The sequence below is a fragment of the Bradyrhizobium sp. 63_E2_N1_3 genome (assembly GCF_052076005.1).
GTDB classification, from domain to species: domain Bacteria; phylum Pseudomonadota; class Alphaproteobacteria; order Rhizobiales; family Xanthobacteraceae; genus Bradyrhizobium; species Bradyrhizobium barranii.
Map to the genome: position 1 here is coordinate 575,984 of NZ_CP197235.1, position 12,637 is coordinate 588,620.

General features: G+C 65.0%; 12 protein-coding genes. 8 read left to right on the forward strand and 4 right to left on the reverse strand.

Annotation, left to right across the window (positions count from 1 at the left end; all coding sequences use genetic code 11):
- Positions 1-53: 53 nt before the first annotated feature.
- From AB7531_RS02725 to AB7531_RS02735, 3 genes are all read left to right on the forward strand, one after another.
- Positions 54-935 (forward strand): CheR family methyltransferase, encoded by an 882-nt coding sequence (locus AB7531_RS02725; RefSeq protein ID WP_071908599.1) that lies wholly within the window; start codon positions 54-56, stop codon positions 933-935.
- Between the two features lie 2 nt (positions 936-937).
- A complete protein-coding gene (locus AB7531_RS02730; protein ID WP_014490546.1) occupies positions 938-1,255 on the forward strand; it encodes a hypothetical protein in 318 nt (105 codons plus the stop codon).
- A 155-nt stretch (positions 1,256-1,410) separates the two neighbouring features.
- Positions 1,411-1,914, forward strand: a complete 504-nt coding sequence (locus tag AB7531_RS02735) for a response regulator (RefSeq protein WP_063980464.1) — start codon at positions 1,411-1,413, stop codon at positions 1,912-1,914.
- Positions 1,915-1,968: 54 nt separating this feature from the next.
- Here the strand turns inward: AB7531_RS02735 and AB7531_RS02740 are convergent, their stop codons facing one another.
- Positions 1,969-2,259, reverse strand: a complete 291-nt coding sequence (locus AB7531_RS02740; RefSeq protein WP_063980465.1) for a hypothetical protein — start codon at positions 2,257-2,259, stop codon at positions 1,969-1,971.
- A gap of 149 nt (positions 2,260-2,408) precedes the next feature.
- On the opposite strand from AB7531_RS02740, the gene AB7531_RS02745 reads away from it, so the two are divergent.
- Positions 2,409-3,044, forward strand: coding sequence for a response regulator transcription factor (locus tag AB7531_RS02745; RefSeq protein ID WP_063980466.1), 636 nt, complete (start codon positions 2,409-2,411; stop codon positions 3,042-3,044).
- 155 nt (positions 3,045-3,199) lie between these two features.
- Here the strand turns inward: AB7531_RS02745 and AB7531_RS02750 are convergent, their stop codons facing one another.
- From AB7531_RS02750 to AB7531_RS02760, 3 genes are all read right to left on the reverse strand, one after another.
- Positions 3,200-6,700, reverse strand: a complete 3,501-nt coding sequence (locus AB7531_RS02750; protein ID WP_063980467.1) for a PAS domain S-box protein — start codon at positions 6,698-6,700, stop codon at positions 3,200-3,202.
- Between the two features lie 67 nt (positions 6,701-6,767).
- Entirely contained in the window at positions 6,768-7,181 is a 414-nt protein-coding gene (locus tag AB7531_RS02755) for a response regulator (protein ID WP_063980468.1), read from the reverse strand.
- A 205-nt stretch (positions 7,182-7,386) separates the two neighbouring features.
- Positions 7,387-8,097, reverse strand: a complete 711-nt coding sequence (locus AB7531_RS02760) for a GntR family transcriptional regulator (protein WP_063980469.1) — start codon at positions 8,095-8,097, stop codon at positions 7,387-7,389.
- A 94-nt stretch (positions 8,098-8,191) separates the two neighbouring features.
- On the opposite strand from AB7531_RS02760, the gene AB7531_RS02765 reads away from it, so the two are divergent.
- From AB7531_RS02765 to araD, 4 genes are read left to right on the forward strand one after another with little or no spacing between them, the layout of a single operon-like run.
- On the forward strand, positions 8,192-9,211 hold the full coding sequence (locus AB7531_RS02765) for an ABC transporter substrate-binding protein (protein ID WP_063980470.1): 1,020 nt from the start codon (positions 8,192-8,194) through the stop codon (positions 9,209-9,211).
- Entirely contained in the window at positions 9,211-9,972 is a 762-nt protein-coding gene (locus AB7531_RS02770; RefSeq protein WP_063980471.1) for an ABC transporter ATP-binding protein, read from the forward strand. The genes AB7531_RS02765 and AB7531_RS02770 overlap by 1 nt, the downstream gene beginning before the upstream one ends.
- 11 nt (positions 9,973-9,983) lie before the next feature.
- Positions 9,984-10,847, forward strand: a complete 864-nt coding sequence (locus AB7531_RS02775) for an ABC transporter permease (protein WP_063980472.1) — start codon at positions 9,984-9,986, stop codon at positions 10,845-10,847.
- Positions 10,844-12,583, forward strand: coding sequence for an L-arabinonate dehydratase (gene araD / locus AB7531_RS02780; protein WP_063980473.1), 1,740 nt, complete (start codon positions 10,844-10,846; stop codon positions 12,581-12,583). Before AB7531_RS02775 ends, araD begins: the two co-directional genes overlap by 4 nt.
- The last annotated feature ends 54 nt before the right edge of the window (positions 12,584-12,637 follow it).

The following is a 12,637-nucleotide window of genomic DNA, read 5'->3' on the forward strand; positions in this document are numbered from 1 at the left end:
GGCCCGAGCGTTTCAGCCAGAGTGTCCCCAGTACAGCTTCCGAGAGGCTATCCGTGACCCCGACCGAGTATGAGTATCTGCGTAAGTTCCTGAGGGATCATTCCGGACTCGACCTGTCCGCAGACAAGCAATATCTGATCGAAAGCCGGTTGTTGCCGCTCGCCCGCAAGGCCGGGCTCTCCGGGATCGGCGAGCTCGTGCAGAAGCTGCAGGGCGGCTCGAGCGCGCTCGTCACCAGCGTGGTCGAAGCCATGACCACCAACGAGACCTTCTTCTTCCGCGACAAGGTCCCGTTCGATCATTTCCGCGACACCATCATGCCTGAGGTCATCAAGGCGCGCGCCGGCCGACGGAGCGTGCGCATCTGGTGCGCCGCCGGCTCGACCGGGCAGGAGCCCTATTCGCTCGCGATGTGCCTGAAGGAGATGGGCGCGGCCCTGACCGGCTGGCGCGTCGAGATCATCGCGACCGACCTGTCGCAGGAGGTGCTCGAGAAGGCCAAGGCCGGCATCTACAGCCAGTTCGAGGTGCAGCGCGGCCTGCCGATCCAGATGCTGATGAAATATTTCAAGCAGACCGGGGAGACGTGGCAGATCAATCCCGAGCTGCGCGCGATGATCCAGCACCGGCAGCTCAACCTGCTGCATGATTTTGCCCAGCTCGGCACCTTCGACGTCATCTTCTGCCGCAACGTGCTGATCTATTTCGACCAGGACACCAAGATCAACATCTTCAACCGCCTCGCCCGCCAGATCGAGGGAGACGGCTTCCTGGTGCTGGGTGCAGCCGAAACCGTGGTCGGACTGACCGACACGTTCAGGCCGATCCCGGATCGTCGCGGCCTCTACAAGCCGAACGATCCGCGTGCAGCGGCAACCAAACCGGCTCTCGCCGGCGCCGCGCCGCCGCGCATGGCGGTGTTGGCAGGACGATAGGCATGGCAGAGGATGGCAAGGGCGCGGAGCGCGTCACGTTCAGTCGTGGCTATGATGTCTGCATCATGGCGATCGATGGCACGTGGCGGCGCGACTGCAAGCTCAATGCGATTTCCGACACCGACGCCATCCTCACGGTGGACGGCTCGATCCAGGGATTGAACCTGAAGGAATTCTTCCTGCTGCTGTCGTCGACCGGGCTCGCCTATCGCCGTTGCGAGCTGGTGCGCGTCAACGGCGCCGAAATGGACATCCAGTTCCTGCGCGGCAAGAACCGCAAGAAGCGCGGCGCCGCCGGCGGCCGTGACGAGGCAGCGTGATCGCCAAATAGGCCTCGTCCCGCGCGCCCCGTCGCCGCTTTCCGAGACGTTGGTTCATACTTGCTAAAACATCCGGACGAATTCGCCGCACCGGCTTTACGTGGCCTAAGCGCGAGCCGTGTAGCAATTGCCCGTCTCAATCTCAGGATACGGCAATGCCCCGAAGTTCCCTCTCCCCCATCCCGTCAAATCTGCCCGACGTCGCCGAGCGGCGTGCGCTTCAGCTCCTGGTGGTCGACGACGACGCCACGCAGCGCAGCCTGATCACGGTCGCCGCAAAGCAGGCCGGCCATGAAGTCACGGTGGCGCCGTCCGTCGCCGAGGCGATCGAGAAGCTCCGCGCCGCCCGCTTCGACTGCGTGACGCTCGATCTCGTGCTGGAGGATGGCGACGGCATCGACGTGCTGCGCGAGATGGCGGCGGCGAAATTCGCAGGCCATGTGATCGTCATCAGCGGTATGGACGGCAAGCGCCGCAGCGCCGCCCGCAGCTTCGCCCGTTCCGTCGGGATTCAGCTCCAGGGCCTGCCGAAGCCGCTCGATCTCGCGGCGCTGCGCATCAGCCTCGCCAATCTCGGCAAGACCGCAATGGGGCTGCCGGCGATCCACACCTGGGGTGGCGTCGCCACCGACGCGATCGTGGAACGGCACCGCGCCTGAGGCGCGGAGCTGCCATGCGATCGGACGCGGGCACTGCGCCGCGTCGGTCGCAATTCAAGCCGGATTGCCGGATTCAGACAGGTATTGCAGGGCGTGGCCGAGGCCTGCCCGGCAGGCGTTGAGAGCGGCGTTCGCGGTGGCATAACGCGGCGTGACGTCGTCAAGTATGAAGACGTCGGCGGAACCTTCCGGATCGTTGCTGTGTTCTTGATCCATGGCTGCGGCGATCCGGCGCATACTGGTCTCGATCTGTGCGATCAGCAAGCGAAGGTCTGCGGCGATCAATCGTTGGCTGTCGGCCTCGGATGTCGCGACCAGCGGCGGCGTATCGGCCAAATTTAGCATGGATATTCTCCGTCTCCTGCAATTAGGCGCAATGCCGCTACTTGTGCGTTAAGTCTATGTCCCGTACAAATACGGGTGGGCCGAATCCGCGCCGAACGCCATAACGGTTGGCGCGGACGCGAGTCCGTAATGCCAACTGGATGTGGCACATGGCCGAGCAAACCTCTCGTGGTGAAATCTTCGTGGTCGACGACGACCCTGCGGTTCGCGACACCTTGTCGATGGTGTTGAAGGCGGCGGGTTATGAGGTGATCTGTTTTGCGGACGGCGCAGCGCTGCTCTCCGTCGCGCGGAACCGTACGCCGGCTGCGATCCTGCTCGACGTGCACATTCCCGGAAAGTCGGGCCTCGACATTCTGAACGAACTGCAGGGCGAAGATTATCCGGCGCCGATCTTCATGATCTCCGGGCAGGGCGACATCTCGATGGCGGTGGGCGCCATCAAGAGCGGCGCGCTCGATTTCATCGAAAAGCCGTTCCGCGGTAGCGAGATCGTCGGCCGGCTGGACGAGGCGATCGGAGCCTATGCACGCAGGCAGGCAGAGAGCGTATCGCCGAAATTCTCTTCGCTGCACTTCCCCGGACGCGAGCCGTTGACGCGGCGCGAACGCGAGGTGCTCGAGCAGTTCGCTTCCGGTGCGTCCAACAAGGAAGCCGGCCGCACGCTCGGCATCAGCCCGCGCACCATCGAGGACCATCGCGCCAACATCATGAAGAAGCTCGGGGCGCGCAACGCCGCCGATCTGATCCGCATCGTGATGACTGCGGCCCAGCGCGCATCGTAACGCTCGCCATCCTCTCGTGCTCCGGACGCAGCGCGTCATGCAATGATGCGCTGCTGAGCCGGGGCCCATATCTCTCCAATTTCACGGCTGACAGTTCTGGGTCCCGGCTCTGCGCCGCAGCGTTGCACGCTGCGCCTTGTCCGGGACACGGTTCCTCAACTGCTCAGCGCCTTGCGGATGATCCGCGCCAGATCGGATTTGCGATACGGCTTCGCCAGCAGCAGCACGCCTAAATCCAGCCGGCCGTGATGGATGATCGCGTTCTCCGTATAGCCTGAGGTGTAGACCACCCTGAGGTCCGGACGCGTCTTCGACACCTCGTCGGCAAGCTGCCGTCCGTTCAACTTGCCGGGCATGATGACGTCGGTGAACAGCAGGTCGAACGGCTTGCCGGTGGCGACGATCGCGAGCGCCTCCGCGGCGTTCGCGGCCTGCAAGGTGACGTAGCCGAGCGAATGCAGCTGCGCCAGCACGTAGTCGCGCACCAGCCGGTCGTCCTCGACCACGAGGATCGTCTCGTGTCCGCCCTCGATCGTCGACGGCGTCACGCCTTCGCCCACGGCCGCGGCCGTCTTGCCGGGCGGCAGATACATCTTGATCGTGGTACCGTGGCCTTCCTCGCTGTAGATCTTGATGTGGCCCGTGGACTGCTTGATGAAGCCGTAGACCATCGAAAGCCCGAGCCCGGTGCCCTTGCCCGGTCCCTTCGAGGTGAAGAACGGATCGAACACCCGGGCCAGCATGTGCGCAGGAATGCCGGTGCCGGTGTCGCTCACGGCGATCAGCACATAGTGTCCGGGCCTGACGTCGTTGACGCTGGCATAGACCTCGTCGAGATAGGCGGCGCCGGTCTCCACGATCAGCTTGCCGCCGCCGGGCATGGCGTCACGGGCATTGAGCGCGAGGTTGAGGATCGCGGTGGTGAGCTGGTTGGGGTCGACGATCGCGACGCAGCTCTCGTCCTCGAACACCGATTCGATCTGGATCTGCTCGCCCAGCGTCGGGCGTAACAGCTTTGCGGTGTCGATGATCAGCGCGTTGATGTCGACCTCGCGTGGCTGCAGCGGCTGCTTGCGCGCGAAGGCGAGCAGGTGCTGGGTCAGCTCGGCGCCGCGCCCGGCGGCCTCGTCGATCATCTTCGTGATCGCCGCAAGCTCCGGCTCCTTCGCCACCGCGTCGGCCAGGATCTCGATCGTCCCGGTGATGACGGTGAGGATGTTGTTGAAGTCGTGCGCCACGCCGCCGGTGAGCTGGCCGACAGCCTCCATCTTGTCGGCGTGGCGGATGCGCTCCTCGGACGCGATCTTGTCGGTGAGGTCGCGGTAGAACACGTTGAACAGAATGCCTTCGCGGCGTTTCAGCGCCGTGACGCTCAGCTCGGCCCTGAATTCTTTGCCGTCGCGACGGCGAACCGTGAGCTCGCGGCGGCGGTTGAGCGTCTGGCCGTCCTGGGACTCGAGGAAGCGCGCGAGGCCGGCCTTGACCCGCTCCCGCTCGCTCTCGGCGACGATGAGGTCGACCCCATTCCTGCCCAGCGCTTCGTCGCGCCGCCAGCCGAACAGCTCCTCGGCCCGCGAGCTCCAGTTCAGGATGGTGCTGCGCTCGTCGGTCTGGACGAAGGCGTCGAGCGCGGTCTCAACGATATTGCGCGCGAGCAGCTCGCTTTCGCGCAAGGACTCTTCCGCGCGCCGCGCCTCGGTCATGTCGCGTCCGACGAAGAAGAAGCGTTTGGCCTGATCTGACCAGTTGCCGAGCCAGGACAGCCAGACCTCGCGTCCGTCCTTGTGGATGCAGCGGGTGTCGGCGAGCCTGGGGTGCCCGCCGCGCCGCAGCGCGCGCATCTCCTCGCGGGATTGCTCGAGATGCGCGGGATGGATGAAATCGACGCCGCTGCGGCCGATCATCTCGTCCGGCGGGTAGCCGAGCACGGCTTGGCTGCTCGGGCTGACCTGCACGATATGGCCCCGCGAATCCATGATCATGATCAGATCTTCCGAGGCGTCGAACAGCTGCCGCCGTTCCTCGATCTGCTGTTGCAGCGCGCGCTCGGTCCGTCGCGCATCGGTCAGGCGGCGCGCCGTGCCGGACGCGCCGATGATCTCGCCCGAATCGTCCCTGATCGGTGACAGGCTCACCGAGATTTCGACCGGACTGCCGTCTTTGCGCAGGCGCACCGTTTCGAAGTGCTCGATCCGCTCGCCCGTCGCAATCCGCCGCAGATAGTCCTTGCCCTCTTCGCGGCGATCGGGTGGCAGGAGGATCAAGGTCGGCTGTCCGACCGCTTCCTCGGCCGTATAGCCGTAGAGGCGCTCGGCCGCCGCATTCCAGCCGATGACGATGCCGTCGAGCGTCTGCATCACGATCGAATCGTCGGAGGATTCGACGGCCGCGCTGAACAGGCGTTCGCGGACGGCAAGCTGGTCGCGCGCGGCCTCGGTGCGCCGCCGCTCTTCGACCTCATGCTCCAGCGCTGCCGTCTTCGCCCGCATTTCATCGATCAGACGGGCAAATGCCCGCGCCAGCACACCGGTCTCGCCGGGGGCGTCGGTTGGAATTCTGATGGAATTGTCCCGACCGAGCCACTCGACCGCCGCAGTGAGCTGCCCGATCGGCCGGGTCAACGACCGCGCCAGCAGCACGGCCAGTATGGCGGCGACCAGCACCGCGATGAGGCCGATCGTGATGGTCGATTTCTCGATGGTGACGGCCGGCGCCATGAAGACGGCGTTGGGCACGACGCGGATGACACCGACCCACTGGTCCTCGGCCAGGATTGCGGGCGCGATCGCGGTGCCGCTCGGCTTGCCGTCACTGCCCGGCACGACCTGGGTCGCACCCAGCGTCGATCCGGTGATGGCTGCGAAATAGGGGAAGTCGTCCTGCCAGCGTGTTGGTGTCCCCAGTTGCGAACCGAACTCGCGGGTGCGATCCGGATGCACGAGATAATCGCCGTTGCGGCCGACCACATAGACCGCTTCACCGTTCCGGATCGATATCCTGATCCGGTCGAACACCTGGCGCATGTCGACATTGACGACGACGATGCCGAACAGCCGGTGATCGGACCCAAACAGGGGCGCCGCGACGCGCAAGGTCGGAACATAGGGCATCTGAACCACGCCGTCGTCGACGTCCAGTTCGACCGGGGAGACGCTGACCTGGTCTTCTGCCAGCTTGATCGCCGCCTGGAAGAAGGAGCGCTCGCCCTTGTTCTGCAAGGCATCGTCGGGAACTGCTCGCACCGCTCCGTTCGGGCCGGAGCGGTCGACGCGCAGATACTCGACGCCGTCGGCACCGATGATACGGAATTTTGCGTAGGCCGGGTTGGCGCCGACGTCGGCCACGAGGCGCGTCAGCAAGCGGTCGCGCCAGGTCTTCTCCGAGAGGTGATCGACCGGATCGACCCCGTCGTTGAAATGGGCATCGATCATGCCGCGCGCGGCGGCACGGGAGCGGAACGTCGCAACGTCGGCGCGGGCGCCGTTCACATGCGCTTCGAGTTGCGAGGCCAGGAGCCGTGAGTGGCCCTCGATACGGTCGAGCACGCGCGGCAGGAAGGCTTGCTCCAGGCTGTAATGGCTCAGCCATCCGACAGCGGCGACCGCAGCCGCGACCAGCAGGATCATTGCGATGGCCAGCCGGGTCGCGAGGGTCATTTCGGCCTTCGCGCTGCGTCGCGAGCGGTCCCGAATGTCCTGCTACGCTGCAACATGGATCGCCCCGTCATCGGCTGCCGGAGGCGGCATTGGCTAGCGGCGCGGATGTGAGGCAGCCGTCGACAGCGGCGAGCAGGGCGTCCGGCCGGAACGGCTTCTGCAGACTTGCGACCGCGCCGAGCTTGGTCGCCATCTTCAGAAAGTCCGGCTCGGCATAGGCGTCTGGCGCGACGGCGCGGCCGGAAATGACGATGATCGGAAGGGTCGGCTGCAGCACCCGGATGTGGCGCATCGTCTCCAGTCCGTCCATGCCGGGCATGAATATGTCGAGGAACAGGAGGTCGAACCGGCTCGCCTCGAACAGCGCAAGCCCCGTGTGGCCGTCGCCGGCGGCGGTGACGTGATGGCCGGCCCTCTCCAGGATCAGCCGGATCGTGATCTGCACGGCCGGGTCGTCATCCACAATCAGGATGTTGGCCACGTCTGAAACCCTCCGGGCCGGATGGGACGTTCCAGCGACCCCAAATCAAAGCATCAAATGCGAAATTGTTGCGCGGTTTCCGTCCGGCCTGCAAGCACTTCGCGGCCGACACCTTGTCCGCCTCGCGCGATTTCGGCGAGGTCGGTCATATGCATGCTTACGTGCACATGCGGTCCCTGACGCACGCCCGGATCGTGTCGCGGGCCTAATCGGTCAGGTATTCGGGATGGTGGCTCCGGATCTTGTCGAGCTCGCTGAGCGTGCCCGACAGGTGCTTGCGCAGATGCTGTTGCGCGGCATCGGCCTCTCCGGCCTCGATCGCGCGCGTGATCAGCTTGTGGTGGCGGACGATGTTCTGGGCCTTGCCGGGCGAGGGCAGATGCAGCCGGCGCAGCCGGTCGATATGCCCGCTGCGGCTGCGCACCAGCGTCCACAGGTCTTGCTTTCCGGCGGCGGCGTAGAGCTGGGCGTGAAAATCATTGTCGGCGGCGATGAAGCTCTCGAAGTCCCCGGCCTTGGCGAATTGCTGCTGGAGCGCGATCGCGTGGTCAAGACGGATGACCAGGGCCTGGTCATGTTGTTCCGCGAGCATCCGGACGATTTCGAGCTCCAGCGCCTGGCGCAGGAAATGGGCCTGCTCGGCGCGGCCGACGTCGACTCGGCTGACCACGGTCGCGTGCTGCGGAAATACGTCGACGAGCCCTTCCTCCTCCAGCCGCATCAGCGCATCGCGCACCGGTGTCGAGCTGACGCCGAACTGGCCGGCGAGCTCGGCGCGTGACAGGGGGGCGCCCGGCGGCAGTTCCAGGGCGATGATCGCATTGCGCAGCCGCTCGAACACCTGCGGCGCGGCCTGGCGGGCGCGATCGAGCCGGGCGGGTCGTGCCGCGCGCAGCGCGGTATGGGTTGCTTCCATGTCGGGTCCCGCGGGCTTGCCTTTGATGCACTAATATATTAGTGCATCAGCAGGGTCAACGCAGCTCGACGCTGGCCGGAGGAAACACACAACAATGATCAAGCATCTTCGTAGCAAGCTTGCGGCTGCCGCCCTGATCGCCGCAACCGTCCTGCCGGTATCCGCGGCGCATGCGCAGCAGAAATCCGAGATCTCGCTGTCGCGCCAGCCCGGCATTTTCTACATGCCGAGCCACATCATGGAAAAGCAGAAGCTGATCGAGAAGCACGCAGCTTCGCTCGGCGTACCCGGCGTCACCACCAAATGGGTGACCTTTTCCGGCGGCGGCGCGCAGACCGATGCGCTGCTCGCCGGCGGCGTCGACATCCTCAACACCGGCACCGGCAATCTTCTGTTGCTGTGGGACCGCACCCGCGGCGGCGTGAAGGGCATCGTCGCGACCTCGGCGCAGCCGATGACGCTGATCAGCCGCGATGCCAACATCAAGTCGATCAAGGATCTTGGTCCGAGCGACAAGATCGCGGTGCCGACCGTAAAAGTCTCGACCCAGGCGATCGTGCTTCAGATCGCGGCCGCCGAGGCCTTCGGTGCCGACCAATGGTCGAAGCTGGACGCCAACACCGTGCAGCTTGGCCATCCCGACGCCTATGCGGCGCTGTCCAATTCGAAGCACGAGGTCCACACCCACTTCTCGATCCCGCCTTTCACCTTCCTCGAGCTGAAGAACGTGCCGGGCGCGCATGTCGTGCTGAACTCGCCGGACGTAATGGGCGGCCCGCTGAGCCAGGCCCAGTTCTTCACCACGACGAAATTCGCCGACGCCAATCCGAAGATCATCCAGGCGGTGCGCGATGCCACCAAGGAAGCGCAGGATCTGATCCGCAGCGACACCAAGCAGGCGGTCGAGATCTACAAGGAGATCACCGGCGACAAGACCTCGGTGGAAGAGCTGCTCGATCTCCTCAAGGAGCCCGGCATGATGGAATGGAATCTCGAGCCGCAGGGCACGATGAAATTCGCAGCCCATCTGTTCAAGACCGGCACACTGAAGATGCAGCCCAAGGCCTGGACCGACTATTACCTCCCCGTCGCGCACGACCTGAAAGGCAACTGATGGCGCTGCTCGACGTCAACGGGGTGACGCTGCGCTACAAGACCTCCAGCGCCGTCGTTACCGCCACCGAAAGGGTCAGCTTCACGGTCGACAGGTCCGACCGCTTCGTGCTGCTCGGGCCGTCCGGCTGCGGTAAGTCGACCCTGCTCAAGGCCGTCGGCGGCTATATGACGCCGAGCGAGGGCCGCATGACCATCAACGATCGCGAGATTCATGGTCCGGGCGCGGACCGCATGATGATCTTTCAGGAGTTCGACCAGCTGCTGCCCTGGAAGAGCGTGCTTGCCAACGTGATGTTCCCGCTGCTGACCGCGCGAAAGCTGTCGCGCAAGGACGCCGAGGCCCGCGCACGGGCCTATATCGAGAAGGTCGGCCTCACCCGCGTCGTCGACGCCTATCCGCACACGCTGTCCGGCGGCATGAAGCAGCGCGTCGCGATTGCGCGCGGCATGGCGATGGAGCCCGATATCCTGCTGATGGACGAGCCGTTCGCCGCGCTCGACGCGCTGACACGGCGCACCTGCCAGGACGAGCTGCTTCAGCTCTGGAGCGAGACCAAATTCACGGTGCTGTTCGTGACGCATTCGATCGCGGAAGCGATCCGCATCGGCAACCGCATCCTGCTGCTGTCGCCGCATCCCGGCCGGGTCAAGGCCGAGGTGGTCGACGTCGACAAGGTCTCGAATGGAGACGGCAGCGCCGGCCGGCTGGAGAAGGAGATCCACGATCTCCTGTTCGCGGCCGAAGCTGTGGCGCATTGAGGGAGCCTGTCATGGGCGAGGCGAGAATATTGCTGCGCGACGCGTCGGTTGCCGCGACCGGCGGTGCGGGCGAGGTCGAGCGCAAGCTGAGCGTGCCGGAGCTGTTGTGGAACGACGGTTTTGTCCGCAAGACCGTCATCATCCTGTTTCTGGCAGCGGTCTGGGAAGCCTATGGCGTCGCCCTCGACAATCCGCTGCTGTTTCCAACGCTGCACGACACCATCGTGACGCTTTGGGACCGCGTGAAAGACGGCACCATTCCGATGCGCGCCTGGGCTTCGCTGAAAGTCCTTTTCATGGGCTATTCGGCCGGCATCGTGCTCGCCGCGATCTTCACCGTGCTCGCCATCTCGACGCGGATCGGCACCGATTTCCTCGAGACTGTTACGGCGATGTTCAACCCGTTGCCGGCGATCGCGCTGTTGCCGCTCGCCTTGATCTGGTTCGGGCTCGGCAATGGCAGCCTGGTCTTCGTGCTAATCCATTCGGTGCTGTGGCCGGTCGCGCTCAACACCCATTCCGGCTTCAAGAGCGTGTCCAACACGCTGCGCATGGTCGGGCGCAATTACGGCCTGCGCGGGCTGCCTTATGTCGCGAAAATCCTGATCCCGGCGGCGTTCGGCTCGATCCTCACCGGCCTCAAGATCGGCTGGGCCTTTGCATGGCGCACGCTGATCGCGGCCGAGCTGGTGTTCGGCGTGTCCTCGGGGCAGGGCGGGCTCGGCTGGTTCATCTTCGAGAACCGCAATCTCCTCGACATACCCGCAGTGTTCGCGGGCCTCTTGACGGTGATTATCATCGGGCTTTTTGTCGAGAACCTGATCTTCCGCGCCATCGAGCGGAATACCGTCCAGAAATGGGGCACCCAATCATGACCAAGAAGAAAATCACGCCCGACCAGCTCCGCAGCGCGCGCTGGTTCGCGCCCGACGACCTCCGCTCGTTCGGCCACCGCTCCCGCACGATGCAGATGGGCTACGCCCCGGAGGAGTGGAAGGACCGCCCGATCATCGCGATCCTCAACACCTGGTCGGACGCGCAGCCCTGCCACATGCACTTCAAGTCGCGCGTCGACGACGTCAAGCGCGGCATCCTGATGGCCGGCGGCCTCCCGCTGGAGCTGCCGGCGCTGTCACTGTCGGAATCGCTCTTGAAGCCGACCACGATGCTCTACCGCAACCTTCTGGCGATGGATGCCGAGGAGCTGTTGCGCAGCCATCCCGTGGACGGCGTGGTGCTGATGGGCGGCTGCGACAAGACCACGCCGGCGCTGCTCTTGGGCGCGACCTCGATGAACATTCCCGCGATCTATCTGCCCGCGGGTCCGATGCTGCGCGGCAATTGGAAGGGCAAGACGCTCGGCTCGGGCTCCGACGGTTGGAAATACTGGGACGAGCGGCGCGCCGGCAAGATCTCCGACAAGGACTGGCTCGATATCGAAGCCGGCATCGCGCGGAGCTACGGCACCTGCATGACCATGGGCACCGCCTCGACCATGACCGCGATTGCCGAGGCGATCGGCATGACGCTGCCCGGCGCCTCCTCGATTCCGGCCGCCGACGCCAACCACATCCGCATGGCGTCGGAATGCGGCCGGCGCATCGTCGAGATGGTGTGGGAGGATTTGACGCCGAAGACGATCCAGACCCGCAAGGCGTTCGAGAACGCGATTGCGGTCGCCATGGCGATGGGCTGCTCGACCAACGCGATCATCCATCTGATCGCGCAGGCCCGCCGCGCCGGCCTCGACATCGGCCTCGACGATTTCGAGAAGGCGAGCCGCAAGGTGCCCGTGATCGCCAACGTCCGACCGAGCGGCGATGCCTATCTGATGGAAGACTTCTTCTATGCCGGCGGCCTGCCGGCGCTGATGAGCCAGATCAAGCCGCATCTGCATCTCGACTGCATCACCGTCACCGGCCAGACGGTCGGCGAAAACATCGAAGGCGCCGAAGTGCACAATGCCGATGTCATCCGCGGCGTCGATAACCCCATCTACAAGGAAGGCGCGCTCGCCGTGCTCAAGGGCAATCTCGCGCCCGATGGCTGCGTCATCAAGCCGAGTGCCTGTGCGCCGCGCTTCCTCAAGCACACCGGGCCTGCGCTGGTGTTCGACGACTATCCGTCGATGAAGAAGGCGGTCGACGATCCCAACCTCGATGTCACCGAGGATCACATCCTCATCCTGCGCAATGCAGGGCCGCAGGGCGGGCCGGGCATGCCGGAGTGGGGCATGCTGCCGATCCCGACCAAGCTCGTGAAGCAGGGCGTGCGCGACATGGTGCGGATCTCGGACGCGCGCATGAGCGGCACCAGCTATGGCGCCTGCATTTTGCACGTTGCGCCCGAATCCTATGTCGGCGGCCCGCTGGCGCTGGTGCGGAATGGCGACCGCATCACGCTCGACGTCGCCGCGCGCACTATCAACCTCGATGTGTCCGAAGCCGAGCTCGAAAAGCGTCGCGCCGCCTGGAAGCAGCCCGAGCGCCGCTTCGAGCGCGGCTATGGCTGGATGTTCACCAAACACATCAAGCAGGCCAATGACGGCTGCGACTTCGACTTCCTGGAGACCGATTTCGGCGCGCCGATCGGCGAGCCGTCGATTTACTGACCGTCGTTCCGGGGCACGCGTAGCGCGAACCCGGAACCCATTTCACCGCGTTGC

Excerpts from the sequence above, each read along its gene's own strand:
- AB7531_RS02730 (WP_014490546.1), top strand. The coding sequence starts at position 938 with ATGGCAGAGGATGGCAAGGGCGCGGAGCGCGTCACGTTCAGTCGTGGC.
- AB7531_RS02735 (WP_063980464.1), top strand. The coding sequence starts at position 1,411 with ATGCCCCGAAGTTCCCTCTCCCCCATCCCGTCAAATCTGCCCGACGTC.
- AB7531_RS02740 (WP_063980465.1), bottom strand. The coding sequence starts at position 2,259 with ATGCTAAATTTGGCCGATACGCCGCCGCTGGTCGCGACATCCGAGGCC.
- AB7531_RS02745 (WP_063980466.1), top strand. The coding sequence starts at position 2,409 with ATGGCCGAGCAAACCTCTCGTGGTGAAATCTTCGTGGTCGACGACGAC.
- AB7531_RS02750 (WP_063980467.1), bottom strand. The coding sequence starts at position 6,700 with ATGACCCTCGCGACCCGGCTGGCCATCGCAATGATCCTGCTGGTCGCG.
- AB7531_RS02760 (WP_063980469.1), bottom strand. The coding sequence starts at position 8,097 with ATGGAAGCAACCCATACCGCGCTGCGCGCGGCACGACCCGCCCGGCTC.
- AB7531_RS02765 (WP_063980470.1), top strand. The coding sequence starts at position 8,192 with ATGATCAAGCATCTTCGTAGCAAGCTTGCGGCTGCCGCCCTGATCGCC.
- AB7531_RS02770 (WP_063980471.1), top strand. The coding sequence starts at position 9,211 with ATGGCGCTGCTCGACGTCAACGGGGTGACGCTGCGCTACAAGACCTCC.
- AB7531_RS02775 (WP_063980472.1), top strand. The coding sequence starts at position 9,984 with ATGGGCGAGGCGAGAATATTGCTGCGCGACGCGTCGGTTGCCGCGACC.
- araD (WP_063980473.1), top strand. The coding sequence starts at position 10,844 with ATGACCAAGAAGAAAATCACGCCCGACCAGCTCCGCAGCGCGCGCTGG.